Genomic DNA, 22,929 nt, shown 5'->3' on the forward strand with positions numbered 1-22,929 from the left:
CGATACGTCGCCTGTCGGGTTTCGAGCAGCGAAGGAGCGCGCCAAAGCGCGACGAAATCGCTCAGCCGAATGAAGGCGCCGTGGCGCGTCTTTCGCAAGGGCCCGTCGAGACGCGGACGCCCTGAACCCGAAGAACAAAACGTCTCTTCTTCACTACTAGCGAAGGCGCGGGCGCCATGCGCTCTATCGAAAAAGGCAAAGTAAAATGATGAGGCCGGATCATCTCTTTATCGCAATGACCATGGTGAAGCACGGCACGCTCGCCGGCGCGTGCATCTTCGCATTCAAGATCCTGCGCTTCGCTTTGGTCCACTGACGCGATTTCCGCATGAACGGCTGGCACTGGGGTTGCCATGCGGGGCGGGCCGGACACCCGAGGCCAAAATAGCCTGATTCAACTCTGGGCCCCCTCGCTCGCGTCGCAAACGCCGGGGTAACGATCCAACCCTTCAAGCGGGTGTCGCGTGGCGCCCGCTGACCTCGCGCGCCGGCGCCGATTTCTTGGGCGTCGTCGCCTCTTGACCTCGGCGCGCGAACCCGTGACAGCTAATCTGTCAAAAAAGGGGAGCGCGACAAATGGCTGCGGCGATCGACGGTCCGAGAGTTGGGGCGAAATCGGGCAAGGCCCGCCAGCTTGTCGTTTTCCTGCACGGCTTTGGCGCTGATGGCGCCGATCTCATCGAGGTCGGGCGCCAATGGCGCGCCTTCCTGCCCGACGCCGATTTCATCGCGCCCCATGGGCCGGAGCGCTGCGCGATGTCGCCCATGGGGCGGCAATGGTTCCCGCTCACCATGCGCGATCCGGATGAGCGCTGGCGCGGCGTGATCTCCGCCCGCCCGACGCTCGACGCCTTTCTCGACGCAGAGCTCGAAAAGCGCGGCTTCGATGAACGCTCGCTGGCGCTGGTCGGATTCAGCCAGGGCACGATGATGGCCCTGCATACGGGCCTGCGCCGCAACGTCGCGCCGCGCGCTATCCTCGGCTATTCCGGCATTCTGGTGCTGGGCCCCAATCAGCCGGGGGCCGAACGGCCGCCGCAGAACCCGCCGCCTTCCGTGCTGCTCGTACACGGCGAGGAGGATGACCTCATCCCCATAGACGCCATGATGCTCTCGGCCAATTCGCTTGCCGACATGAGCGTGCCGGCGCAATGGCATATGTCCGCCGGGCTCGGACACGGCATCGATAACGCCGGGCTGATCCATGGGGCGCTGTTTCTGGCGCAGGCTTTTGGGGTGAAGGTGGAATACGGGCGGCGGTAGGGCGCGGTCCCTCACGCCGGCTCTGCCCCATCCGGCTCCAGCGCCGGGTCGAGCACCGGCTCGACGAACCGCGGAATCCGCCGCACGGCGCGGCGGACGATCGGGCGGTAGAGCTGCTTCGTCGCCTCCACCACATGCACGCCGCCGCCCGGCAGCGAGAAGCGCCCCGCGATGCGCTCGAAGGCCGGAGCCGAGCGCAGTAGCGTCACGCGCTGGAAGGGCGGCACGTAAAGCGCCTCGCCCCAGAAAACCGGCAGGAATTGCGCCTCCTGCAACAGCGTCTGCAGCTGACCGCGCGAATAGGGATGTCCATGGCCGAAAGGCGTGGTGTCGAGGCGCGCCCAGAGGCCGGTGCGGCTCGGCGCGACGATCACCACCCGCCCGCCCGGCGCCAGAATGCGCCAGACCTCATCCAACAAATCCTGCGGATGCTCCTCGACCTCCAGCGCATGCACGAGCAAGATGCGGTCGATGCTGGCGTCGGGCAGCGGCGTCATCGAGGCCTCGACCAGCGCCGTGGCCGAGCGGCCGTCGAGCGGCCAATGCATCACGCCCTGGGTCGCCGGCATGAAGGCTAGCACGCGCTGGGCTTTTTCGCGGAAATTGTCGAGATAGGGCGGGGCATAGCCCATGCCGAGCATGCGCAGGCCGGCATGGTCATCCCAGCGCGCGCGCAGCAGACGCCCGACGACGCGGCGGGCAACCTCGCCCAAAGCGGTTTCGTAAAAGGCCCGCAGCTCGACCACGTCCAACGCCATGGCCGGATCATCCCCTTATTCGCGCGGAGGTGCAAGGGAGCCGCCGGTCGCATTTTTGCATTGGGAAGCTATGATGTCCGCGACAGGCGCGCTTTCCGACCGCATGGAAACCGCTCACGGAGAGAGAGCTCATGTCCATAGAGGTCGCCCAGTTCATTTGCCTCACCGACAATTTCGGCCTGCTGATCCACGACCGCGAGACCGGCGCGACGGCCAGCATCGACGCGCCCGAGGGCGAGGCCATTGCGGCTGAGGCCGAGCGTCGCGGCTGGCCGCTCACCCATCTGCTCATCACCCATCACCATCTCGACCATATCGAGGGCTGGGAGGTGCTGAAAAAGCGTTTCCCCGGCATGAAGATCGTCGGCTCCGCCAAGGACGCCCATCGCCTGCCGCCGCTCGACCAAGCGGTTTCGGACGGCGACGAGGCGCTCCTCGGCGCCTCCCGCGCGCTTGTCATCGCCACGCCCGGCCATACGGCGGGGCATGTCTGTTATTATTTCCCGGACGACGCGGCGGTCTTCGTCGGCGACACGCTGTTTTCCTTGGGCTGCGGGCGCGTTTTCGACGGCACGATGGAGCAAATGCGCCACTCGCTCGAAAGGATCGCCAATCTGCCGCGCGAGACCCGCGTTTATTGCGGCCACGAATATACCCAGGCGAACGGCCGCTTCGCCGTCACGGTCGATCCGCAGAACCCCGCCTTGCGGGAGCGGATCGAGGAGGTCGCGCAATTGCGCGCGGCGGGCCAGTTCACCCTGCCCTCGACGGTGGCTCTCGAAAACGCGACCAATCCCTTCCTGCGCGCCCAAGACCCGAAGGTGAAGGAGGCGATGGGCATGGCCGGCGCCGATCCCTTCGCAGTCTTCGCCACGATGCGCGAACGCAAGAACAGCTTCGCCGGATGAGCGCGCTCAATCGCCTCTCCGCAGAAGAGGTCGCGCGGCTGCTCCACCTCGCCCCGCATCCGGAAGGCGGCTTCTACCGCGAGACCTTTCGCGATCCGCGCCTCATCGCCGGCCGGTCGGCGTCGACCGCGATTTACTATCTGCTGCCGGCCGGGCAAATCTCGGCCTGGCACCGGGTCGACGCCGCCGAGATCTGGCACTGGCACGCCGGCGCGCCCTTGGCGCTCTCTCTGTTCGAAAACGGCCGCCGCACCGACATCCGGCTCGGCGCCGATCTTATCGGCGGCGACCGCCCGCAGGGGATCGTGCCCGCCGGGGTCTGGCAATCGGCCGAGAGCCTCGGCGCCTGGACGCTTGTCGGCTGCACCGTCGCGCCGGGCTTCGAGTTCGCCCATTTCGAGATCGCCGAGCCGGGCCTGATCCCGCTCGCTTGAGGCGAGTCGGAGAGCGGGGCTTTTTGCAGGCCTCGGGATAGTGTATCGGGGCGCATAACAACATTTCACGAGGAAACCGCGCCCATGTGCTGGAGTGGGGAAGCTTCTACTGTCTTGGCGGCGACTGGCATCGCCGGCGCGGCCTATTCCGCGCTCAAAAAGAATCCCGAGCCGCTCGCGCTATGGGTATGCCTTCTCTATTTCGCGAGCATGGAGTCGCTGCAGGCGGTCGCCTATTCGGTGCTCAACCAATGCGACTCGCCATTAAATCAGGTGATGACCCTATTCGGTTATCTGCACATCACTTTTCAGCCCTTCTTCATCAACGCCGTGGCGCTGTATTTCATGCCGAAGGACAGCGCCCGGATGGTCGCGCCCTGGGCCTATTTCGGCTGTTTCGTCGCGGCGATCCTCATGCTGATCCAGCTTTATCCCTTCGCCTGGGCGGGCCATTGCGCCATCGGCCGTCCGCTCTGTGGCGACGTGCTCTGCACGGTGAGGGGCGAATGGCACATCGCCTGGCTGCTGCCGACGAACGGCATCGGCAATTCCATGGCCGATAACGCCTGGCTCGGCCGCGGCTTTATCGGCTATCCGATGATGGCCTTCTTCATCCCCACGCTCTACGGCAGCTGGCGCTTCATCCTGTTCTCCTGGCTGGCTGGCCCGTTCCTGGCGGGGCTCACGACGAGCAATATCAATGAATGGCCGGCGGTCTGGTGCCTGTTCTCGATCGGCCTGGTGCTCGCCATCATCAAGACGCCGCTGCGCTACCATCTGCATGTCGGCGATCCCTGGTGGATGATGCTGTGGAAATGGCGGAAGGCGCGCAAGACGGCGCAGACGCCCGTCGTGGCGGCGCCGGAGGCGAGCTTCGTCAAGGAGCCGGCGGAGTAACACCCGCCGTCATTGCGAGGAGCAAAGCGACGAAGCAATCCAGGGCAGCTATAGCGGCTCTGGATTGCTTCGCTTCGCTCGCAATGACGGCATGGCTTCCCCGCAGACTTCTTATCACCCCCTCGCGCTCACGACCCCGCCGATCAAATTCACGGCAAGCAGCTTCTCTGTAGAGACCTCGGCGGCGACGGGCGTCAAAACGGCCCCCGCCGCCAATTTGTTTTTCAGCGCCGCCCGCGCCGCAACAGCCTCCGCCCACCCCACCTTCCTGAACCGCAAGGTCTCCCCGGGGCGCAATTGCGCGAGCCGCCCGAGGTCGGCGCCGATTGCCGTCGCAATCTTCGGGTAGCCGCCGGTCGGCTGACGGTCGGCCATCAGCACAAAAGGCGCGCCGGAACCTGGGACCTGGATGGCGCCGATGGCGGCGCCGTCGGATACGATGTCATGGCCGCGCGAATGGGTAAGTTTCGGCCCCTCCAGCGCATAGGCCATGCGGTCGCTGCGCGCGCCGACCCGCCACTCCGACGAGAGAAAAGCCTCGATGGCCTCGGGCGCGAAATAATCGTCCTGCGGCCCAAGCATCACGCGAATCGGCGCGTCGTCGCGCGCGAGCCAAGGCGCGTCGATCGCTTGCGCGCCATCCGGCGTAGGCGCCACGTCGAGAAGCTCGAGGGCCTCGCCGGCCGCAAGCGGCTTGGGGCCGATACCCGAGCGGGCGTGGGTCGAAAGCGAACCGAGCGCCAAGGGCAGATCGAAGCGCGCGCCAATCGCGACATAGCACCAGGCGCCGAAAACACCCGCGCGTATCGTAAGCCGAGCGCCGGGCGTCAGCGCAATGATGCAGGCGGGCGGGAGTTTCTGCTCATCAAGCCGGGGGTCGAAGGCACCGCCCGCGATGGCGACCGCGAGCGAGGCGCCTTCGCTCTCCAGGGTGACGCCGCCGAGCGACACTTCGATCGCCGCAGCGGCGCCGACGGCGCGGGTCGCCGTATGGAAGGCCGGTGCGTCCATCGGCCCCGCGGGCGTGACGCCGAAGCGCGAATAGCCGAAGCGGCCGGCGTCTTGCACGGTGACGCCCGGCCCCGCGGCGCATATGTGCAACCGCGCGCTCACGCCCTCGCCTCGCGCCGCGCGAGGATTTCGCCCTGCGCCGCGCGGGCGTCGAGCGCCGCGAAAGTCGCGGCGTCGATGGGTTCGAAACGCAGCGCCTCGCCGGGCGCGATGAGGAAAGGCGGGTCGCGGGTGAGCGAAAACAGCCGTTCCGGCGTGCGGCCGATGACATACCAGCCGGTCGGCATCGGGTTGGTCGCGATAAGCGACAACCCGCCGCCGATCAGCACGGCGCCCTCGGGCGTCGGGCCGCGCGGCGCCAGGCGACGCGGGACAGCGAGCGCCTCTGGCAGGCCGCCGAGATAGCACCAGCCCGGCGCGAAGCCATACATGAAGGCGCGGTAGTCCGCCGCGGCGTGTTTTTCGGCGAGCGAGCGAGCGGAAAGATCGACGAGAGACGCCGCCTCTTCAATGTCCTCCGCGATGGCGGGATCGTAGCAACAAGGGATGACCCATGCCCTGCCGTCATTGCGAGGAGCGTCAGCGACGACGCAATCCAGCGCTCCCGCAGCGGCTCTGGATTGCTTCGCTTCGCTCGCGATGACGGGAAAGCGCTGCTCGATCCAGCCGATGAGCGCCTGGCGCGAGATCTCCAACGGCTCGTAATGCACGAGCAGCGAACGGTAAGTCGGCGTGGTTTCCCGCACGCCCTGCAAACGCTCCCGGAGAAAAGCGTCGTCGAGCGCGAGAACCAGCGCATTGAGCTCGGCGTCGACGGCGTCGCCGAACTCCACTGTTAGCGCCGCTTCGCCCTGGTCGAGAAAGCGCGGACGATCGTAGCGCATGTCAGCCCTCGACGAAGGGACGCAGCCGGTACCCGTCTTGCGCCAGCGCCGCGCGCAGGCGCTGCGCCATCTCCACCGCATGGGCCGTATCGCCATGCACGCAGATAGAGTCGATCTTCGTCGGCAGGCGCTTGTCGGTGACCGTGACGAGAGCGCCCTCGCTCAGCATCTCGCGCAGGCGCGCAATGGCCGCGTCGCAATCGGTGATCACCGCGCCGGGTTCCGCGCGCGGTTGCAGCCTCGCGTCGTCGAGATAGGCGCGGTCGGCGAATATCTCATGGGCGATTTGCAAGCCGGCCCGTTCGCCCGCCCGAGTCTGTTCGGAAAGCGCGATCGCGAGGAGAATAAGAGAGGGATCGACCGCGCGCGTCGCGCGCGCCAGAGCGTCGGCGACGTCCGCGTCCTTCTCCGCGATATTGGCCAGCGCGCCATGCGCCTTCACATAAGCGATGCGATGGCCCGCATAAGCGGCGAGCGCCTGCGCGGCGCCGATCTGATAGGCGACAGCATGCTCGATCTCCCTCGGCGTCATCGTCATCGGGCGGCGTCCGAAGCCGGCGAGATCCGGAAAGCCCACATGGGCGCCGATCGCGACGCCTTTCTCCCGGGCGAGCGCGAAGGTTCTGGCCATAATGTCGGGATCGCCCGCGTGAAAGCCGCAGGCGACATTGGCGCTGGTCACGGCATCGAGCATCGTGGCGTCGTCGCCCATGCGCCAAGGGCCGAAGCCTTCGCCAAGGTCTGCGTTGAGATCGATTCGCTGGGGCGTCGTGGCCATCGGTGCGATCTTAACGCGCAGCGCCGCGGCGCGACAGCGTCACCTCGCGCATTTGCGAGCGCGCCTCAATTGTGCTCGGCTCAGCTCGCGCCCGCTCCAGGGCGTAGGGAGAACGAACATGCGCATACCAGCAATGGCCTTCGCGGCCGTCCTTGCTTTCGCTCCTGCCGCCTTGGCGGGCGACCCGGTTGGCAAATATGCCGCTGAGGGAACCAATCCCGACGGCAAGTCGGCCTATTCGGGGACAGTTACGGTGGAAAAGACCGGCGACACCTACAAGGTCACCTGGAACGTTGGCGGGACGATCTACGTCGGCACGGGATTGGGCGACAAGAACTTCCTCGCGGTGAGCTACAAATCCGGCAGCGACACCGGCCTCGCGCTCTACGGCGAAGATGGGGACAATTGGGCCGGCATCTGGACCTATCACAACGGCAAGAAGGTCGGCGCGGAGAAGTGGACGCGGAAGTAAATCCGCGCGGTGGGCGGACCAGCCACGGTCAATTGACAGAAAAGGCGCTCGCCGAGCTCACGGCGAGCGCCTCAATTTTCCTCAAGCCAGGCGCACGCGTGCGCCGGGCGGCATTACGCCAGGATCGTCTTCAGCTCGGCGACGATGGCGTCGCCCATCTGGGCGGTCGAGATGGAGGTCGGCGCGTCGCCCTTGATGTCGATGGTGCGCAGGCCCTTGGCCAGCACGCCGGCGATGGCGTTGTCGATCGCGTCCGCCGCCTTGGCGTTGTCGAAGGAATAGCGCAGCGCCATGCCGAGCGAGCCGATCATGGCGATCGGATTGGCGATGCCCTTGCCGGCGATGTCCGGCGCCGAGCCGTGGCAGGGCTCATACATGGCGTGCCGCTTGCCGTTGGCGTCGGCGGCGCCCAGCGAAGCGGACGGCAGCATGCCGAGCGAGCCGGTGAGCATGGAGGCGACGTCCGACAGCATGTCGCCGAAGAGATTGTCGGTGCAGATGACGTCGAACTGCTTGGGCCAGCGCACCAGCTGCATGCCGAGCGCGTCGGCGAGCATGTGCTCGAGCTTCACGTCCGGATATTCGCGCTTGTGCAGCGCGGTGATGACTTCGCGCCACAAATGGCCCGACTTCATCACATTCGCCTTTTCGGACGAGGTGACCTTGTTGTTGCGCTTGCGGGCGAGCTCGAAGGCGACGCGGCCGATGCGCTCGATCTCGTGGGTCGTGTAGACCTGCGTGTCGACGGCGCGCTTCTCGCCGTTTTCGAGGGTGACGACCTCCTTCGGCTCGCCGAAATAGACGCCGCCGGTGAGTTCGCGCACGATCATGATGTCGAGGCCGTCGACCAGCTCGCGCTTGAGCGACGAGGCGTCGGCGAGCGCCGGATAGCAGATCGCCGGGCGCAGATTAGCGAAGAGGGCGAGATCCTTGCGCAGGCGCAGGAGGCCCGCTTCCGGGCGCACGTCATAGGGCACGCCGTCCCATTTCGGCCCGCCGACGGCGGCCAGCAGCACGGCGTCGGCGGCCTGCGCCAGCGCCATGTCGCCTTCGCTGATCGCGACGCCATGAGCGTCATAGGCGGAGCCGCCCACGAGGCCGCGCTCGATCTCGAATGACGCAACGCCCGCCTGCCCCAGGAAGTCGATCACCTTCTCGGCCTCGGCGGAGATTTCGGGGCCGATCCCGTCGCCGGGCAGGAGCAGGAGCTTATAGGCGGACATGAAACCCTCTTCTTTGCGTTCGAGAAGCCTGCGCCGCTCAATAGAGCGGCGGGGCGAGCGGCGCAACATGGCGACGCGCCCGGCTTTCCGTGCGACAATTCGCGCGGGCGCGCCGCTCTTGCCGGAAAGGGCGAAGCCGTGCAGCTTGAAAAATGTCAAAAGCGTTGCGGTTCGAAGTCGACGCCATTTCCAATGCGCGAATTTTGCTGGGCAATTCCGCCCGAGCCGAAAGCGCGCTAAACGAGCGTCGATCGTTCGCAACGCCGAGGGCGGAACGAGGGAGACGCTACTCATGAAGCTTATCAAGATTGTCGCGCTGGCGGCGTTCGCAGCCTTTGCCGGGGCCATGCCCGCCAAAGCTTTCTGCCTGTTCAACTGCGAGCCAAAGCCCGAGGATGCGCGCAAGGTTTTCGAAAATCTGATCAAGAAGAGGTTCGACCCGGACGCGACCATCGAGAAGTTCGACGTCACCCGGTACTGGCCGCTCGACGTCGAGGGCGCGGGTCACAAGGGCTACGAGTTTTATTTCACCGCGAATGTGCGCTTCCCCAAGGGCGCCAATCTGGAATGCAAACCCGACAGCGCCGGCCACGTGAAGGAAGGCTGCTCCGCGAGCACCTATTATTCGACCACCGTCCAGAACCAGATGGTCAAGGAAAAGCAGTATATCGAGCCCGGCAAGGTCGTCGAGTTCAAGGACGAGACCCGCTTCGACCAGAGCGGCGGCAAGTGGAAAGGCCAGGACGGCAATCTCTACTGAGCCGGAGCGCCGGAGAAATCGAGAAGCGGGCCCGAGCGGCCCGCTTTTTTGTTGGGCGATGCGATTGCAGATTCCGCGGCGTTCGCCTAACTTTAGCTAAGTTAGCTAAGGAGAGGTTCCTTGCTGGTCAATATCCACAAAGCGAAAACGCAGCTTTCGAAATTGATCGAGGCAGCGCTCGCCGGCGAGGACGTGGTCATCGCCAGGGGCGACAAGCCGGTCGTTCGGCTCGTCGCGGTTGAGCAAGGCGCATTCAAGATCGGCGTGCTGAAGGACAAAAAGCTCGGGTCCGGGCCGGATTTTCTCCAGCCGCTCGATGAGGATGAGCTTGGTCTTTGGGAGGGCGGCGGGCCGTCGCAAGCGTTCTGAGCGCTCTCCTGCTCGATACGCATGCGTGGGCATGGAGCCTGACGGACGATCCGCGACTCTCCGAAGCGGCCCGTCGTGCGATCGGATCGGCGGGCGTGGTCTATGTGAGCCCGATCACCTTCTATGAGATCGCCCAAAAGGTGCGTCTCGGCAAATGGCCCGAGATGGCACCACATATCGAGGCTCTGCCTGATCTGCTCCTACAGCAGGGTGGGCACGCGGCGCGGTTTGATCCCGCTGTCTGCACTTTGGCGGGCGCGATGGATTGGGCGCATCGCGATCCTTTCGACCGTCTGATCGCGGCGACAGCGATCCTCGACAGGCTGACGCTCGTTTCCACCGATCCGGCGTTCGACGGCGTTTTACGGCGGCTCTGGTAAAAAAGCCGGCGAAACAGGCCCCTTCCTTGCGCCTTCCGCATAGTGTAGAAGCCGCCCAGGGATTAGGCGTCGAGCCCGGCCAAGCCGGGGCTCCGCTTGGGAAGAAGGTCGAAAATGCAGCAGGTCATTATCGCGATCCACCTGATGGTGGTGACGGCGCTCGTTATCCTCGTTCTTTATCAAAAGTCGGAGGGCGGCGCGCTCGGCATGGGCGGCAGCGGCGTCTTTACGGGGCGCGGCCAGGCCAATGCGCTCACCCGCGCGACCGGCATTCTCGCGACGATCTTCTTCCTCACCAGCATCGCGCTCACCGTGCTGCCGGCCTGGGAGCGCCGCGCCGCGGGCGGCGACGACTGGACCAAGGCGATCGACCAGGGCGACATCAAGCTCAAGGAAGTGAAGCCCGGCGAGAAGGCGCCGGAGGCCGGGAAAGACTCGGTCTTCGAGCAGCTGCAGCGCGCCCAGCAGAAGCGCCAGCAGAGCACGCCGGTCGCTCCGGTCGAGGAAACGCCGGCCCTCCGCCCGTCGCAGGAACCGCCGAAGGCCGAGGCCCCGAAATCCGAGCCGGTGACGGAAGCCCCCAAGGCTGAGGCGCCGAAGAGCGAAACGCCGGCCGCGGAGGCGCCGAAAGCCCCGGTGGCCGCCGAGCCGCCGAAGGCTGAAACGCCCAAGCCGGAAACCGCCGCCCCTGAGGCGCCGAAGGCCGAGGCGCCCGCCGACAAGCCGGCGGCTCCGACGCAGTGGAAGTCGCCCACGCAATAAGCGCGCGGCTCCTTCACTAAGCACATAAGAAAATCCGCTGGGGAAGACTGCTTCCCCGGCGCATTTATGCGCTACCAAAATCCAGCGAAAGGCGTTAGGCGTTAGGCCCCATGGCGCGCTACATCTTCATCACCGGCGGCGTGGTTTCCTCCCTCGGCAAGGGTCTCGCGTCGGCGGTTCTCGGCGCGCTCTTGCAGGCGCGCGGCTACACCGTCCGGCTCCGCAAGCTCGACCCCTATCTCAACATTGATCCGGGGACCATGTCCCCCTATCAGCACGGCGAAGTCTTCGTCACCGACGACGGCGCCGAGACCGATCTCGACCTTGGGCATTATGAACGCTTCACCGGCCGCCCGGCCACGAAGCAGGACAATGTCACCACGGGTCGCATCTATCAGGACATCATCAACAAGGAGCGGCGCGGCGACTATCTCGGCGCGACGATCCAGGTCATCCCGCATGTCACCAACGCCATCAAGGAGTTCGTCCTCGACGGCAATGACAATGTCGATTTCGCGCTGATCGAGATCGGCGGCACGGTGGGCGACATCGAGGGCCTGCCCTTCTTCGAGGCGATCCGCCAGCTCAAGAACGACCTGCCGCCGCATCACTGCATCTATGTGCATCTGACGCTGCTGCCCTTCATTCCGAGCGCCGGCGAGCTAAAGACCAAGCCGACGCAACATTCGGTGAAGGAGCTGCGCTCGATCGGCATCCAGCCGGACATTCTCCTCTGCCGCACCGACCGCGAGATTCCGCGCGAGGAGCGCCGCAAGCTCGGCCTCTTCTGCAACGTCCGCGAACAGGCGGTGATCGAGGCGCGCGACGCGGCCAATATCTACGACGTGCCCCGCGCCTATCACGCCGCGGGCCTCGACGCGCAGGTGCTGGCGGCCTTCGGCATCGAGCCGGCGCCCAAGCCCGACATGAGCCGCTGGAGCGCAGTGACGCAGCGGATCATGAATCCCGAGGGTGAGGTCACCATCGCCGTCGTCGGCAAATATACAGAGATGAAGGACGCCTATAAGAGCCTCATCGAGGCCCTTGCCCATGGCGGCCTGGCGAATCGCGTGAAGGTCAACCTCGACTGGATCGAATCAGAGGTCTTCGAAGAGGGCGATCCGGCCGCCTATCTCGAACATGTGCACGGCATTCTCGTGCCCGGCGGCTTCGGCCAGCGCGGCGCCGAGGGCAAGATTCTCGCGGCGCGCTTCGCCCGTGAGCGCAAGGTGCCCTATTTCGGCATCTGCTTCGGTATGCAGATGGCGGTGATCGAGGCGGCGCGGGCGCTTGCCGGCATAGAGAAGGCGAACTCCACCGAATTCGGCCCCTGCGAGGAGCCGGTCGTCGGCCTGATGACCGAATGGCTCAAGGGCAATGAGCTTGAAAAGCGTAGGGCAGGCGGCGATCTGGGCGGCACCATGCGGCTCGGCGCCTTCCCGGCGCTGCTGAAGCCCGGTTCGCGCATCGCGGAGATCTACGGCAAGACCCAGATCTCCGAGCGCCATCGCCACCGCTATGAGGTGAACTTCGGATATCGCGAGCGGCTGGAGTCCTGCGGGCTCTTGTTCGCCGGCTCCTCGCCGGATGGCCTGTTGCCAGAGACGGTGGAAATCCCTGACCATCCCTGGTTTGTGGGCGTGCAATATCACCCCGAGCTGAAGTCGCGGCCCTTCGAACCGCATCCACTGTTTGCGAGCTTTATTGCGGCGGCGAAGGCGCAGAGCCGGTTGGTGTAATGCCCATAATTGGGGACTTCAGGGACTTGCTCGGGAGAAAACCCTCAGGGAGAACTAACGCAGTTGCTTTTCCTCGTTCACTAGCCCGCTTGGTAGCGGATCGTTGGTATAACCTCGTGAGCGGCGACTATGAGCATCCTCCTTGTCCGCCGCTTCGTTTACTTATTAGACTATTTGAAGCTTGCTATATCGCCTCAACTCTGACTGAAGAAGGGCGGTATATTCCATTCAACGTTGTAATGCACCGTCGTGGGGATGAGCCTGCTGAGCGGTCAGTACGGTTCCGCCAAACAAGGCTTTTGAACACTCAAGAACTAAGGCGGCTAGCGCCGACGGTTGACTTAAGGAAAAGTGCAATACTCGTTGAATGGGCAGAATCTGAACTCGCAATTTCAGGATTAATTGATATTGGGACCTCTTGGTACAGAGCAAGAGCGGGCCTTTCCCTCAAATTCGAGAGCCCGAATGCGCTGATAGCTCAGATTGAACGGCCGGGGAGAATAGCAGTTTATTAAGGCGTATACAGAATCGCCGCTCTTTCGGACGGTACTCTGGAACAACCTTTTGGTAGAGATATCGATTTATTTCTGCACAAAATCTGCAGCCACGGAATGCGGGCCGTCCATAGCGAAATAGATTATCCAGAGTATGAGCCTGAATATGAGTCCAGCTCTTTTCAGTTTATCTGCTTATGGAACACCTACGCTGCAATTGCAAACGCGATCAGCGCGAATGGTCATGGTGGTATGTTAATAATACTGCCGGATACAGTCGTGGACTCCGAACTTGTCAGGTGTAAATACACTTGCTGCTCTAACATATTGAGGGATGCGTTCACTCGCTTCATGAACGCACGTCATCTTGTTGGCGATTATACAGAACTAACAGAAGATGGATTTAACATACCCGAGCAATTCAAAATACGTGCCGAATGGAACATGGTAGAATATTATGACGCGCTTGTAGAGGCGACACGGTTTGTTGCTGGCCTTTCGGGATGCGACGGCGCACTCGTCTTGTCTAGCGATCTGCGCTTGCTCGGATTTGGAGGCGAAATTCGGGCTGAGTTGCTAGCAGACATAAATGTCTCTGAGGTAAAGAACGAAGCGAGGCGCGAATACTCCGAGTGTGACATAGAGCAATTTGGTATGAGGCACCGTTCAGCGATCAAGCTTGCCAGTAAAAGTCGAGAAAGTCTCGTGCTAGCCATTTCGCAAGATGGCCCGATAAGCGCCGTTTGGTGGCAGGACGACAGGGTGCTAGTCAAGAAAAACGTAAGGTTGACCAATCTAAACATGCCTTACGCCTAACGGCAGGGCACCATTGCGGATGGGTAATTTTTAAGTTATATATACATATAATTCTTTGGGACATCATCATGCACACAACCTCTCTTCGCAAAGTCGGCGGCTCCGTCATGCTTGCCGTCCCGCCCGCGATCCTCGACCTTCTCGATCTGAAGGCGGGCGCGACGGTCGGCGTCTCGGTCGAAGACGGCAAGCTCGTCATCGCTCCCACGACGAAATCCCGCTACAAGCTCGCCGAACTTCTCGCGCAATGCGACGCCTCGGCGGAGCCGTCCGAGGAGGATCGCGCGTGGCTCGGCGACAAGCCGCAAGGCTCGGAGCTGCTCTGACATGGAGCGCGGCGACATCTATCTCGTCTCGCTCGACCCGACCTCGGGGCACGAGCAGCGAGGCGCGCGGCCGGTGCTCATCGTCTCGGCGACGGCCTTCAACAAGATAACGAAAACGCCCATCGTCCTGCCGATCACGAGCGGCGGCAATTTCGCGCGCACGGCCGGCTTTGCGGTGTCTCTCATGGGCGCTGGCACGCAGACGACGGGCGTCATCCGTTGCGACCAGCCGCGCGCCCTCGACCTCGGCGCACGCCACGCCCGCAAGCTCGAATGCGCGCCGCCGGAGATCGTCGACGAAGCGCTCGCCAAGCTCGCCGCCATCTTCGAATAGCGCCGCCACGTGCTCGAGCGCCAAGTCTCAGTCGGCGGACGACTGGCCCTCCATCGCCCGCTCCAGCACGAACACACGCAGCGCGGACGACAGATTCGCCTCCCCGCGCTCGGCGTCCACACGGGCAACCAGCCCGGCGAGCGAGACGCCATCCTTCGTCGCAATGTCTTTCAATGCGCGCCAGAAGGCGTCTTCCAGCGAGACGCTGGTGCGGTGGCCCGCGATGACGATGGAATGTTTGACAACCCGGATGCTGGACTTGCGGCCTTCCGGCTGCGGACCTTCACCGAAGCCATCCGCGTGCGCGCCTGAAGGCGCGCGGTCCGTGCTCATGGGGTTTCTTCGCGCTTATGCGCGTCGAGCTTTGCGGCCTCTAACCGCTTTTGCGCGTCTGTCAGCTCCCGTTCCGCTTTCGTGCGGCCGAAAGCGACGCGATTCTCCTGGGCCTGCGCCTCTTTCTCGCGCTTCGCGCGGTCCTTGCGGGCGCGGCGGAGATTGACGACCTCGGCCATCAGGTCTTTTTGCGGAATGCGTCGATGGAGACGACCTTGGCGTCGCCTTCGCCTTCCGCAGCTTCGGCGGCCGCAGGCTTGGGCCTATCCGCCTTCTCCAGCTTTTGGGGCTCTGGCTTTGCCTCGGCCTTCTCCTCGGCCGGGCGCGCGGCGACGAGACTCGGGCGCGCCGGCGAGACCTCTTCCTCCTCTTCTTCCTCCTCCATATCTGCCGCCTCGAAGCGCAGGCCGAACTCGACCGACGGATCGTAGAAGCCGGTGATCGAGGCGTAGGGGACGTAGAGACGCTCAGGGATCGAGCGGAAGGACAGGGTGACGCCGAAGCCCTCGTCGTCGACCTCGAGGTTCGTATATTGATGCTGCAGGATGATCGTCAGCTCCTGCGGCCATTGTTCGGCCAGACGCCGCGAGATTTTCACGCCGGGCGCGTCGGTTTTGAAGCTTATGGTGAAGTGATGGTCGCCAGGGAGATAGCCGCTCGCCGCCACATCTCCCAAAACCTTGCGCACCACGCTGCGCATCGCATCCTGAACGAGTAGATCGTAACGAATAAGATCAGTGGCCATGCGCTTTTCCCCGGCGCATGGTCTCGTCCCAAAAGGGGCGCCACGATCACGCGCCTGCGCCCGACCTTCCGGCCAGCGCGAATAATGAAGTGGAGGCTTCTGTTGCCAGGCGCCTCCGAGCCCCGCCTAGAAGTGCTAACCCCTAGGGCTTTGATCCCAGTTTGAGCGCCGCATTACGCGGCGACGGCCACCGGAGCATAGTTGTCGTTGGCAACTATAAGGTTTGACCCGATAACGGCGGTATCATGCCGAGCGAAAAAGCACCCTTTACGCCCCCGTCGATCCTATTTCGCCCCCGCCGCAGCCCGCCGTGACGCGCTGTGGTGGAGGCGCCGGGTACCGCCCCCGGGTCCGGATGGTTTATTTCGATGTTCGTTTATCGCCATAGCCGGCGTGAACCGGCAGAACGAATATAGGGGTTTGGACGCGTTTGTGAAAGGGGAGCGACGAACTCCGTCGGATTATCCTCTTCTAATAGAAGCCGAGCCGGGGCGAGAGCGCCTGCCGCATGGGCTCGGCCTCCCCCTGCGCCAAAATTAATCTCGACAGCCCGCCAAGTGGGCGCTTTCCGCCTTGTATGCGGGCGATCTTCCCAATAGTTTGGCGACCGCGAAAAATCGCGGCGCGAGAGCCCGGCTCCCCTTCGGGAGGCGGCGGCTCGCGCTTTCCGCGCCGCCCGTTCTCTTTAGGAATCGCTGCATGTCCGTGCTGATCGACAAGAACACCAAAGTCATCACTCAAGGGTTCACCGGGAAGACCGCCACTTTCCATTCGGAACAGGCGATCGCCTATGGAACCAAGATGGTCGGCGGCGTGTCTCCGGGCAAAGGCGGCTCCACCCATCTGGGCCTCCCCGTCTTCGACACGGTCGTGGAAGCGCGCGAGAAGACCGGCGCCGAAGCCTCGGTCATCTATGTCCCGCCGCCCGGCGCGGCCGACGCCATTTGCGAGGCGATCGACGCGGAAATCCCGCTGATCGTCTGCATCACCGAGGGCGTGCCGGTGCAGGACATGATCCGCGTCAAGCGCTCGCTTTCGGGCTCCAAGTCCCGCCTCATCGGGCCGAACTGCCCGGGCGTCGTCACCGCGGGCGAGAGCAAGATCGGCATCATGCCCGGCAATATCTTCTCGAAGGGCTCGGTCGGCGTCGTGTCCCGCTCCGGAACTCTTACTTATGAAGCCGTCTTCCAGACCAGCCGCGAGGGCCTCGGCCAGACGAGCGCCGTCGGCATCGGCGGCGACCCGGTCAAGGGCTCCGACTTCATCGAGATCCTGGAGCTCTTCCTCGCCGACGAGGCGACGAAGTCGATCATCATGATCGGCGAGATCGGCGGCTCGGCCGAAGAGGAAGCGGCCCAATTCTTGAAGGACGAAGCCAAGCGCGGTCGCAAGAAACCCATGGTGGGCTTCATAGCCGGCCGCACGGCCCCTCCCGGCCGTCGCATGGGCCATGCCGGCGCGATTATTTCAGGCGGCAAGGGCGACGCCGAGAGCAAAATCGCGGCGATGGAGTCGGCCGGCATTCGCGTGTCGCCGTCCCCTGCCCGTCTGGGCAAGACTTTGGTCGAGGTGCTCAAAGGTTAGGCGCAGCCGCGCCTCTTCTTATACCGCCTCGAGGAACTTAAATTAGAGGCGACGCCGCAAGTCGGCGGCGCCTCGAAATCAGCCTTCGGCGGCGGGTTGCATGCTCGCAGACGCGCCCTCGTCGGCTCCAAGAGAAGCGAGACAATGGCGCGTCTTGAAACTGATGGCGTGGCCGGACCGGCGGCTCCCGGCGGCCCGCGTTCTTCACAAAATAATAGTTTTGCAGCCACCTCATTTCTACAGGGCGCCAATGCGGCCTATATCGAGGGCCTGCTCGACGCCTATGAGGCCGACCCTTCCTCGGTCAGCCCGGAATGGGCGAAGTTTTTCAGGGAAATGGGCGTAGCGCCAGACACGGCCCTGCCTCCTGCCTCCCCCTCTTGGGCGCGTCGTGACTGGCCGCCCGCCGCGAACGGCGAATGGGTGAGCGCGCTCACCGGCGAATATCCCGCTCCCGCGCAAAAGCCCGCCGCCAAAGGCGCTCCCGTTACGCCGCCCGCGGCCACGACGGCAGAGGACATCCAGCGCGCCACGCGCGACTCTGTGCGTGCATTGATGATGATCCGTGCCTATCGCATGCGCGGCCATCTCCACGCCAATCTCGATCCCTTGGGCCTCGAGCAGCGTCCCGACCATGGCGAACTGCATCCCGAGACATACGGCTTCAAAGACGAGGACTACGACCGCAAGATTTTCATCGACGGCGTTTTAGGGCTGCAATACGCCAGCGTCTTCGAGATGGTCACGATCCTGCGCCGCACTTATTGCGGCTCGATCGGCTTTGAATTCATGCATATCTCCAATCCGGAGGAGAAAGCCTGGCTGCAGGCGCGCATCGAAGGCCCCAAAAAGGAAATCGTCTTCACCGACGAGGGCAAGCGCGCGATCTACAACAAGCTCGTCGAGGCCGAAGGCTTCGAGAAGTTCCTCGACGTGAAATATACGGGCACCAAGCGCTTCGGCCTCGACGGCGCGGAGGCGATGGTCCCGGCCCTCGAGCAGATCATCAAGCGCGGCGGCGCACTCGGCGTGCAGGAGATCGTCCTCGGCATGGCGCATCGCGGCCGTCTGAATGTTCTCTGCCAGGTGATGGGCAAGCCGCACCGCGCCCTCTTCCATGAATTCAAGGGCGGCTCCTTCCTGCCCGACGAGGTGGAAGGCTCCGGGGACGTCAAATATCACCTCGGCGCCTCGTCCGATCGCGAGTTCGATAACAACAGGGTCCATCTCTCGCTCACGGCGAATCCGTCGCATCTCGAAATCGTCGACCCGGTGGTGCTCGGGAAAGTCCGCGCCAAGCAGGATCAGCATGGCGGCGACCGCCGAACGGTGCTGCCGCTGCTCATCCATGGCGACGCGGCATTCGCCGGCCAGGGCGTGGTGGCGGAATGTTTCGGCCTCTCTGGGCTCAAGGGCCATCGCACCGGCGGCTCGGTGCATTTCATCATCAACAATCAGATCGGCTTCACCACCTATCCACGCTTCTCGCGTTCTTCGCCCTACCCTTCAGATGTCGCGAAAATGGTCGAAGCGCCGATCTTCCACGTCAATGGCGACGACCCCGAGGCCGTTGTCTTCGCCGCGCGCGTCGCCACCGAATTTAGGCAGCAGTTCCAGAAGCCGGTCGTCATCGACATGTGGTGCTATCGCCGCTTCGGCCACAATGAAGGCGACGAACCCGGCTTCACCCAGCCGCTGATGTACAAGAAGATCCGCGCGCATCGCACGGCGCTCGACCTCTATGGCGAGAAGCTCGTCAACGAAGGCCAGCTTACAAAGGCCGATGCGGACAGGATGAAGGAAGACTGGCGCGCGCGGCTCGAGGTCGAGTTCGAAGCGAGCGGGACCTATAAGCCCAACAAGGCGGATTGGCTCGACGGGCGCTGGGCGGGCTTGAAGCCCGGCTATCAGGCGTCCGAGGACGAACGCCGGGGCAAGACCGGCGCGCCGCTCGAAACCCTGCGCGACATCGGCGCGAAGCTCACGACGATCCCCCCGGATTTCAAGGCGCATCGCACCATCCAGCGTTTCCTCGACAATCGCCGCAACGCAATCGAGGAAGGGACGTCGATCGACTGGGCGACGGCGGAGGCGCTAGCTTTCGGCGCGCTGCTGATCGAGGGCTATGACGTGCGCCTCTCCGGCCAGGACAGCGAGCGCGGCACCTTCTCGCAGCGCCACAGCGTGCTCATCGATCAGGAAACGGAAGCGCGCTACATTCCGCTCGATCATATCGCATCGAACCAGGGCCGGTTCGAGGTCATCAATTCGATGCTCTCGGAAGAAGCGGTGCTCGGCTTCGAATATGGCTATTCGCTCGCCGAACCGAACGCGCTCGTGCTGTGGGAGGCGCAATTTGGCGACTTCGCCAATGGCGCGCAGGTGGTCTTCGACCAGTTCCTGTCCGCCGGTGAGCGCAAGTGGCTGCGCATGTCCGGCCTCGTCTGCCTGCTGCCGCATGGCTATGAGGGACAGGGGCCCGAGCATTCCTCGGCGCGTCTCGAGCGGTATCTGCAGCTGTGCGCCGAAGACAATATGCAGGTGGCGAACTGCTCGACGCCCGCCAATTACTTCCACATCCTGCGTCGCCAGCTGCATCGCAACATGCGCAAGCCGCTCATCCTCATGGCGCCGAAGTCGCTGCTGCGCCACAAGCGCTGCGTCTCGCGTCTCGGCGAGATGGGCATGGCGTCGAGCTTCCAGCGCATCTTGCTCGACGACGGCGAGACGCATGAGACAGCGCTGCTGAAACCAGACGAGCAGATCCGCCGCGTCGTGCTGTGCGGCGGCAAGGTCTATTACGATCTGCTCGAAGACCGCGAGAAGCGCGGGATCGACGACGTTTATCTGCTGCGCGTCGAGCAGCTTTATCCTTTCCCGCTGAAAAGTCTCGTCACGGCCATGTCGCGCTTCAAAAACGCCGATGTTGTCTGGTGCCAGGAGGAGCCAAAGAACATGGGCGCCTGGTTCTTCGTCGAGCCTTATCTGGAATGGGTGCTCGCTCAGGTGGGCGGCAAAGCGAAACGCGCGCGCTATGTCGGACGGCCCGCCTCGGCCTCGACCGCCGCCGGCGCCATGTCGAAGCATCTCGCGCAGCTCAGGGCTTTCTTGGATGACGCTTTTGCGGCTTAGCGCCGGCCGCCGTTCGAGACAGGCCGTCGTGTGCGCCCCCTCCCTGACCCTCCCCCGCTTCGCGGGAGAGGGGACGCTCGCGATCGGCATTGCCGATGAAGGCCGCAATCTGCCCCCTCTCCCGCGCAGCGGGGGAGGGTTGGGGAGGGGGCCGCGCGAGCACGCTTAGAAAATTACCAACTCGGCTGAGCCATACGAGGAATTATCGATGACTGAAATTCGTGTCCCGACCCTCGGCGAATCCGTCACCGAGGCGACAATCGGCCGCTGGTTCAAAAAGGCGGGCGACACGGTGCGCGCCGACGAAACGCTCGCCGAGCTCGAGACCGACAAGGTGACACTCGAAGTCAACGCCCCGGCGGCGGGCGTCCTCGCCGAAGTTCTGGTCAAGGAAGGCGAGACGGTGCAGCCGGGCGCGCTGCTGGGGCAGATCGTCGCCGGGGGCGCGGCTGTTGCGCCGGCCCCCGCCGCAAAACCCTCTCCGGCGCCTGCCGCCGCTGCGCCCGCTCCCGCCGCGCCAAGCCAGCCGCCCACGGCCATGCCGCCCTCGCCCGCCGCCGCCAAGATTGCCGCCGAAAAGGGCATCGACGTCTCGCAGGTTGCGGGCTCCGGCAAGCGCGGCCAGGCGCTGAAGTCCGATGTGATCGACTTCGCCGCCCGGGCCCCCGCGGCGCCGGCGCCAATCGTCGAAGCGCCGCCGCCCCCCATCCCGCGCGCCCCTGCCCCCCAGGAAGACGCCTCGCGCGAGGAACGCGTGAAGATGTCGCGCCTGCGCCAGACCATCGCCCGGCGCCTGAAGGAAGCGCAGAGCGTCGCGGCGATGCTCACGACCTTCAATGAGGTCGACATGTCGGCGCTCATCGCCCAGCGCAACAAATACAAGGATCTCTTCGAGAAGAAGCACGGCGTGAAGCTCGGCTTCATGTCCTATTTCGTGAAGGCTTGCTGCCAGGCCCTGGAGGAAATCCCAGCCGTCAACGCCGAGATCGACGGGACCGATATCATCTACAAGCGCTTCTGCCACATTGGCGTGGCAGTGGGCACGGATAAGGGCCTCGTCGTGCCGGTTGTGCGCGACGCCGACCGCATGTCTCTGGCCGAGATCGAGAAAAGCATCGCCGCGCTTGGCAAGAAGGCGCGCGAAGGGGCGCTCGACATCGCCGATCTGCAGGGCGGCACCTTCACCATCTCGAACGGCGGGGTCTATGGTTCGCTGATGTCGACGCCGATATTGAACGCGCCGCAATCCGGTATTCTGGGCATGCACAAGATCCAGGAGCGTCCAGTGGCGGTCGAGGGCAAGATCGAAATCCGCCCGATGATGTATCTGGCGCTCTCTTACGACCATCGCATCGTCGATGGGAAAGAGGCGGTAACCTTCCTGGTGCGCGTCAAGGAGACGCTGGAGGATCCTGGCCGTCTGGCGCTCGCGCTGTGATCGAAGGGCGCGCCCGCTCGCCAGGCCTCACGGCTTTCGCGCGAGCGGGCGCCGCCCCAAGCCTCGGTCACGCTGCCCAGCAAAACCTCGGCCGCAGAATCGGGCGCTCCACCCTCTTTAAAACCGCTCCAAAGCGCCACACATCTAGCTGCAAGACGCGCTGCGCGGCAGGCGTCGACGGGCGGGTCGCAACGGACGCCGAGGAGGAGCAAATGCAAGAAAAAATCGTTATCGAGCGCAGGGAGCCGCTCCTGACGCCGGAACAATTCGCCAATCTGGGCGACGGCATGATTGCCTATGTGAGGGCCATGCGCTCGGAAGACGTGAACCGCCTCTATCCGCAGGCGCCCGAAATACAGCCGGGGCTCACAATTTTCGCCCTCATCGGCGCTGACGGAGCGCCGATCGTTCTCGCAGACTCGGAAGAGGGCGCCATTGGCAACGCCCGCGAAAACGATCTGACCATGGTCAGCCTGCACTGATGTCGCGCAGCATACCCGGCCCGCCGCGGGCCGGGGCGCGCCCTCGCCTTTCCTAGAAGGCCGCCGTTTTCCCTCCCGGCGGGAGGAAAGGCAGGGTTTTTGCTTCCATCTCGAAAAGGGGCCGCCAGCCCCGCCATGGAGGCATTCATGCCGGCAACCGAGTTATTTGCTGTCTGTCACGTCAATGACGTCGCCAAGCGCGGCGCAGTCGGCTTCGTTCTGGCGCGCCGCGAGGGCGACAAGACCGTGGCTTTCCCGATTTTCGTCGTGCGGCAAGGGAAGGCTTATCACGCTTACGCCAACCGCTGCCCGCACCAGGGCGCGAGGATCGACTTCCAGCCAGGCCATTTCCTCGACCAAGGCCACCGCGCCATCGTCTGCGGCAAGCATGGCGCGCTCTTTGATCCAGTGACAGGCAATTGTTACGACGGCCCTTGCGCGGGCGCCGCGCTGGAGAAGATCGAGGTCGTCGTCGACGGTGAGGACGTCTGCATAACAGGGTTAGAGCTCGCCGAGGAGGATGGGCTCGATCGTCCGGAAAACGACGAAATGCCGCCGGTCATGGTGACGTCGGATTAAATGGCCCCCTCCCCTTGAGGCGTCCGTC

At 64.1% G+C, this 22,929-nt stretch carries 27 protein-coding genes and 1 other RNA gene; 19 read left to right on the forward strand and 9 right to left on the reverse strand.

The annotated features are described in order from the left end of the window. Positions 1–576: 576 nt before the first annotated feature. Entirely contained in the window at positions 577–1,263 is a 687-nt protein-coding gene (locus OGR47_RS16115; RefSeq protein ID WP_165055125.1) for an alpha/beta hydrolase, read from the forward strand. 11 nt (positions 1,264–1,274) lie between these two features. On the opposite strand, the gene OGR47_RS16120 is transcribed toward OGR47_RS16115, so the two are convergent. After that, the gene (locus OGR47_RS16120) at positions 1,275–2,021 is read right to left on the reverse strand and encodes a class I SAM-dependent methyltransferase (protein ID WP_165055123.1); all 747 of its coding nucleotides are present in this window, start codon (positions 2,019–2,021) and stop codon (positions 1,275–1,277) included. Positions 2,022–2,152: 131 nt separating this feature from the next. On the opposite strand from OGR47_RS16120, the gene gloB reads away from it, so the two are divergent. The 3 genes from gloB to OGR47_RS16135 all read left to right on the forward strand — a co-directional run bounded on the left by gloB (position 2,153) and on the right by OGR47_RS16135 (position 4,260). After that, a complete protein-coding gene (gene gloB / locus OGR47_RS16125; RefSeq protein WP_165055121.1) occupies positions 2,153–2,929 on the forward strand; it encodes a hydroxyacylglutathione hydrolase in 777 nt (258 codons plus the stop codon). Continuing rightward, positions 2,926–3,363, forward strand: a complete 438-nt coding sequence (locus OGR47_RS16130) for a cupin domain-containing protein (protein WP_165055119.1) — start codon at positions 2,926–2,928, stop codon at positions 3,361–3,363. The genes gloB and OGR47_RS16130 overlap by 4 nt, the downstream gene beginning before the upstream one ends. Before the next feature lie 114 nt (positions 3,364–3,477). Next, the gene (locus OGR47_RS16135) at positions 3,478–4,260 is read left to right on the forward strand and encodes a DUF5765 domain-containing protein (protein WP_267270090.1); all 783 of its coding nucleotides are present in this window, start codon (positions 3,478–3,480) and stop codon (positions 4,258–4,260) included. Between the two features lie 114 nt (positions 4,261–4,374). Here the strand turns inward: OGR47_RS16135 and OGR47_RS16140 are convergent, their stop codons facing one another. Genes OGR47_RS16140 through OGR47_RS16150 form a run of 3 tightly spaced genes read right to left on the reverse strand, consistent with a single transcriptional unit; the run spans position 4,375 to position 6,933 of the window. Continuing rightward, a complete protein-coding gene (locus tag OGR47_RS16140; RefSeq protein WP_165055117.1) occupies positions 4,375–5,373 on the reverse strand; it encodes a biotin-dependent carboxyltransferase family protein in 999 nt (332 codons plus the stop codon). After that, the gene (locus OGR47_RS16145) at positions 5,370–6,155 is read right to left on the reverse strand and encodes a 5-oxoprolinase subunit B family protein (protein ID WP_165055115.1); all 786 of its coding nucleotides are present in this window, start codon (positions 6,153–6,155) and stop codon (positions 5,370–5,372) included. Before OGR47_RS16145 ends, OGR47_RS16140 begins: the two co-directional genes overlap by 4 nt. 1 nt (position 6,156) lies before the next feature. Beyond that, on the reverse strand, positions 6,157–6,933 hold the full coding sequence (locus OGR47_RS16150; protein WP_165055114.1) for a LamB/YcsF family protein: 777 nt from the start codon (positions 6,931–6,933) through the stop codon (positions 6,157–6,159). Positions 6,934–7,051: 118 nt separating this feature from the next. On the opposite strand from OGR47_RS16150, the gene OGR47_RS16155 reads away from it, so the two are divergent. Further along, positions 7,052–7,405 (forward strand): hypothetical protein, encoded by a 354-nt coding sequence (locus OGR47_RS16155; RefSeq protein ID WP_165055112.1) that lies wholly within the window; start codon positions 7,052–7,054, stop codon positions 7,403–7,405. 113 nt (positions 7,406–7,518) lie between these two features. Here OGR47_RS16155 and leuB read toward each other — a convergent pair whose 3' ends face one another. Then, positions 7,519–8,628, reverse strand: coding sequence for a 3-isopropylmalate dehydrogenase (gene leuB / locus OGR47_RS16160; RefSeq protein ID WP_165055169.1), 1,110 nt, complete (start codon positions 8,626–8,628; stop codon positions 7,519–7,521). 292 nt (positions 8,629–8,920) lie between these two features. On the opposite strand from leuB, the gene OGR47_RS16165 reads away from it, so the two are divergent. The 9 genes from OGR47_RS16165 to OGR47_RS16200 all read left to right on the forward strand — a co-directional run bounded on the left by OGR47_RS16165 (position 8,921) and on the right by OGR47_RS16200 (position 14,608). Further along, a complete protein-coding gene (locus tag OGR47_RS16165) occupies positions 8,921–9,388 on the forward strand; it encodes a hypothetical protein (protein WP_165055111.1) in 468 nt (155 codons plus the stop codon). Between the two features lie 120 nt (positions 9,389–9,508). After that, the gene (locus OGR47_RS16170; RefSeq protein WP_165055109.1) at positions 9,509–9,757 is read left to right on the forward strand and encodes a type II toxin-antitoxin system Phd/YefM family antitoxin; all 249 of its coding nucleotides are present in this window, start codon (positions 9,509–9,511) and stop codon (positions 9,755–9,757) included. Continuing rightward, the gene (locus OGR47_RS16175) at positions 9,724–10,137 is read left to right on the forward strand and encodes a type II toxin-antitoxin system VapC family toxin (RefSeq protein WP_246729810.1); all 414 of its coding nucleotides are present in this window, start codon (positions 9,724–9,726) and stop codon (positions 10,135–10,137) included. The genes OGR47_RS16170 and OGR47_RS16175 overlap by 34 nt, the downstream gene beginning before the upstream one ends. A gap of 114 nt (positions 10,138–10,251) precedes the next feature. Beyond that, a complete protein-coding gene (secG, locus tag OGR47_RS16180) occupies positions 10,252–10,899 on the forward strand; it encodes a preprotein translocase subunit SecG (RefSeq protein ID WP_165055108.1) in 648 nt (215 codons plus the stop codon). Between the two features lie 110 nt (positions 10,900–11,009). Beyond that, a complete protein-coding gene (locus OGR47_RS16185; protein ID WP_165055106.1) occupies positions 11,010–12,638 on the forward strand; it encodes a CTP synthase in 1,629 nt (542 codons plus the stop codon). Next, positions 12,638–13,153, forward strand: a complete 516-nt coding sequence (locus OGR47_RS21945) for a putative sensor domain DACNV-containing protein (RefSeq protein WP_368856441.1) — start codon at positions 12,638–12,640, stop codon at positions 13,151–13,153. The genes OGR47_RS16185 and OGR47_RS21945 overlap by 1 nt, the downstream gene beginning before the upstream one ends. Before the next feature lie 330 nt (positions 13,154–13,483). Further along, positions 13,484–13,948 carry a diadenylate cyclase gene (locus tag OGR47_RS16190; RefSeq protein ID WP_165055105.1) on the forward strand — a complete coding sequence of 155 codons (465 nt, stop codon included), beginning with the start codon at positions 13,484–13,486 and terminating at the stop codon, positions 13,946–13,948. 68 nt (positions 13,949–14,016) lie between these two features. Then, positions 14,017–14,274, forward strand: a complete 258-nt coding sequence (locus OGR47_RS16195) for an AbrB/MazE/SpoVT family DNA-binding domain-containing protein (protein ID WP_165055104.1) — start codon at positions 14,017–14,019, stop codon at positions 14,272–14,274. A gap of 1 nt (position 14,275) precedes the next feature. Then, positions 14,276–14,608, forward strand: a complete 333-nt coding sequence (locus tag OGR47_RS16200; RefSeq protein ID WP_165055102.1) for a type II toxin-antitoxin system PemK/MazF family toxin — start codon at positions 14,276–14,278, stop codon at positions 14,606–14,608. A 27-nt stretch (positions 14,609–14,635) separates the two neighbouring features. Here OGR47_RS16200 and OGR47_RS16205 read toward each other — a convergent pair whose 3' ends face one another. From OGR47_RS16205 to ssrA, 4 genes are all read right to left on the reverse strand, one after another. After that, the gene (locus tag OGR47_RS16205; protein WP_165055101.1) at positions 14,636–14,941 is read right to left on the reverse strand and encodes a ribbon-helix-helix domain-containing protein; all 306 of its coding nucleotides are present in this window, start codon (positions 14,939–14,941) and stop codon (positions 14,636–14,638) included. Continuing rightward, positions 14,938–15,120 (reverse strand): DUF4169 family protein, encoded by a 183-nt coding sequence (locus OGR47_RS16210; protein ID WP_165055099.1) that lies wholly within the window; start codon positions 15,118–15,120, stop codon positions 14,938–14,940. The genes OGR47_RS16205 and OGR47_RS16210 overlap by 4 nt, the downstream gene beginning before the upstream one ends. Next, positions 15,120–15,686, reverse strand: coding sequence for an SspB family protein (locus OGR47_RS16215; RefSeq protein WP_165055097.1), 567 nt, complete (start codon positions 15,684–15,686; stop codon positions 15,120–15,122). The genes OGR47_RS16210 and OGR47_RS16215 overlap by 1 nt, the downstream gene beginning before the upstream one ends. Positions 15,687–15,774: 88 nt before the next feature. Then, positions 15,775–16,128, reverse strand: a transfer-messenger RNA (tmRNA) gene (gene ssrA / locus OGR47_RS16220). Between the two features lie 257 nt (positions 16,129–16,385). On the opposite strand from ssrA, the gene sucD reads away from it, so the two are divergent. The 5 genes from sucD to OGR47_RS16245 all read left to right on the forward strand — a co-directional run bounded on the left by sucD (position 16,386) and on the right by OGR47_RS16245 (position 22,901). Further along, entirely contained in the window at positions 16,386–17,270 is an 885-nt protein-coding gene (gene sucD, locus OGR47_RS16225) for a succinate--CoA ligase subunit alpha (protein WP_165055096.1), read from the forward strand. A gap of 144 nt (positions 17,271–17,414) precedes the next feature. After that, the gene (locus tag OGR47_RS16230; RefSeq protein ID WP_165055094.1) at positions 17,415–20,402 is read left to right on the forward strand and encodes a 2-oxoglutarate dehydrogenase E1 component; all 2,988 of its coding nucleotides are present in this window, start codon (positions 17,415–17,417) and stop codon (positions 20,400–20,402) included. 208 nt (positions 20,403–20,610) lie between these two features. Then, positions 20,611–21,840: a 2-oxoglutarate dehydrogenase complex dihydrolipoyllysine-residue succinyltransferase gene (gene odhB / locus OGR47_RS16235; protein WP_165055093.1), complete on the forward strand. Its 1,230-nt coding sequence runs from the start codon at positions 20,611–20,613 to the stop codon at positions 21,838–21,840. 212 nt (positions 21,841–22,052) lie between these two features. Next, positions 22,053–22,322, forward strand: a complete 270-nt coding sequence (locus OGR47_RS16240) for a DUF1150 family protein (protein ID WP_165055091.1) — start codon at positions 22,053–22,055, stop codon at positions 22,320–22,322. Between the two features lie 147 nt (positions 22,323–22,469). Beyond that, on the forward strand, positions 22,470–22,901 hold the full coding sequence (locus tag OGR47_RS16245; protein ID WP_165055090.1) for a Rieske (2Fe-2S) protein: 432 nt from the start codon (positions 22,470–22,472) through the stop codon (positions 22,899–22,901). Positions 22,902–22,929: the final 28 nt, after the last annotated feature.

Source organism: Methylocystis sp. MJC1, from assembly GCF_026427715.1.
Taxonomy (GTDB): Bacteria; Pseudomonadota; Alphaproteobacteria; order Rhizobiales; family Beijerinckiaceae; genus Methylocystis.

Excerpts from the sequence above, each read along its gene's own strand:
- OGR47_RS16115 (WP_165055125.1), top strand. The coding sequence starts at position 577 with ATGGCTGCGGCGATCGACGGTCCGAGAGTTGGGGCGAAATCGGGCAAG.
- OGR47_RS16120 (WP_165055123.1), bottom strand. The coding sequence starts at position 2,021 with ATGGCGTTGGACGTGGTCGAGCTGCGGGCCTTTTACGAAACCGCTTTG.
- gloB (WP_165055121.1), top strand. The coding sequence starts at position 2,153 with ATGTCCATAGAGGTCGCCCAGTTCATTTGCCTCACCGACAATTTCGGC.
- OGR47_RS16130 (WP_165055119.1), top strand. The coding sequence starts at position 2,926 with ATGAGCGCGCTCAATCGCCTCTCCGCAGAAGAGGTCGCGCGGCTGCTC.
- OGR47_RS16145 (WP_165055115.1), bottom strand. The coding sequence starts at position 6,155 with ATGCGCTACGATCGTCCGCGCTTTCTCGACCAGGGCGAAGCGGCGCTA.
- OGR47_RS16150 (WP_165055114.1), bottom strand. The coding sequence starts at position 6,933 with ATGGCCACGACGCCCCAGCGAATCGATCTCAACGCAGACCTTGGCGAA.
- OGR47_RS16155 (WP_165055112.1), top strand. The coding sequence starts at position 7,052 with ATGCGCATACCAGCAATGGCCTTCGCGGCCGTCCTTGCTTTCGCTCCT.
- leuB (WP_165055169.1), bottom strand. The coding sequence starts at position 8,628 with ATGTCCGCCTATAAGCTCCTGCTCCTGCCCGGCGACGGGATCGGCCCC.
- OGR47_RS16165 (WP_165055111.1), top strand. The coding sequence starts at position 8,921 with ATGAAGCTTATCAAGATTGTCGCGCTGGCGGCGTTCGCAGCCTTTGCC.
- secG (WP_165055108.1), top strand. The coding sequence starts at position 10,252 with ATGCAGCAGGTCATTATCGCGATCCACCTGATGGTGGTGACGGCGCTC.
- OGR47_RS16185 (WP_165055106.1), top strand. The coding sequence starts at position 11,010 with ATGGCGCGCTACATCTTCATCACCGGCGGCGTGGTTTCCTCCCTCGGC.
- OGR47_RS21945 (WP_368856441.1), top strand. The coding sequence starts at position 12,638 with ATGCCCATAATTGGGGACTTCAGGGACTTGCTCGGGAGAAAACCCTCA.
- OGR47_RS16190 (WP_165055105.1), top strand. The coding sequence starts at position 13,484 with ATGAACGCACGTCATCTTGTTGGCGATTATACAGAACTAACAGAAGAT.
- OGR47_RS16195 (WP_165055104.1), top strand. The coding sequence starts at position 14,017 with ATGCACACAACCTCTCTTCGCAAAGTCGGCGGCTCCGTCATGCTTGCC.
- OGR47_RS16200 (WP_165055102.1), top strand. The coding sequence starts at position 14,276 with ATGGAGCGCGGCGACATCTATCTCGTCTCGCTCGACCCGACCTCGGGG.
- OGR47_RS16205 (WP_165055101.1), bottom strand. The coding sequence starts at position 14,941 with ATGAGCACGGACCGCGCGCCTTCAGGCGCGCACGCGGATGGCTTCGGT.
- OGR47_RS16210 (WP_165055099.1), bottom strand. The coding sequence starts at position 15,120 with ATGGCCGAGGTCGTCAATCTCCGCCGCGCCCGCAAGGACCGCGCGAAG.
- OGR47_RS16215 (WP_165055097.1), bottom strand. The coding sequence starts at position 15,686 with ATGGCCACTGATCTTATTCGTTACGATCTACTCGTTCAGGATGCGATG.
- sucD (WP_165055096.1), top strand. The coding sequence starts at position 16,386 with ATGTCCGTGCTGATCGACAAGAACACCAAAGTCATCACTCAAGGGTTC.
- OGR47_RS16230 (WP_165055094.1), top strand. The coding sequence starts at position 17,415 with ATGGCGCGTCTTGAAACTGATGGCGTGGCCGGACCGGCGGCTCCCGGC.
- odhB (WP_165055093.1), top strand. The coding sequence starts at position 20,611 with ATGACTGAAATTCGTGTCCCGACCCTCGGCGAATCCGTCACCGAGGCG.
- OGR47_RS16240 (WP_165055091.1), top strand. The coding sequence starts at position 22,053 with ATGCAAGAAAAAATCGTTATCGAGCGCAGGGAGCCGCTCCTGACGCCG.
- OGR47_RS16245 (WP_165055090.1), top strand. The coding sequence starts at position 22,470 with ATGCCGGCAACCGAGTTATTTGCTGTCTGTCACGTCAATGACGTCGCC.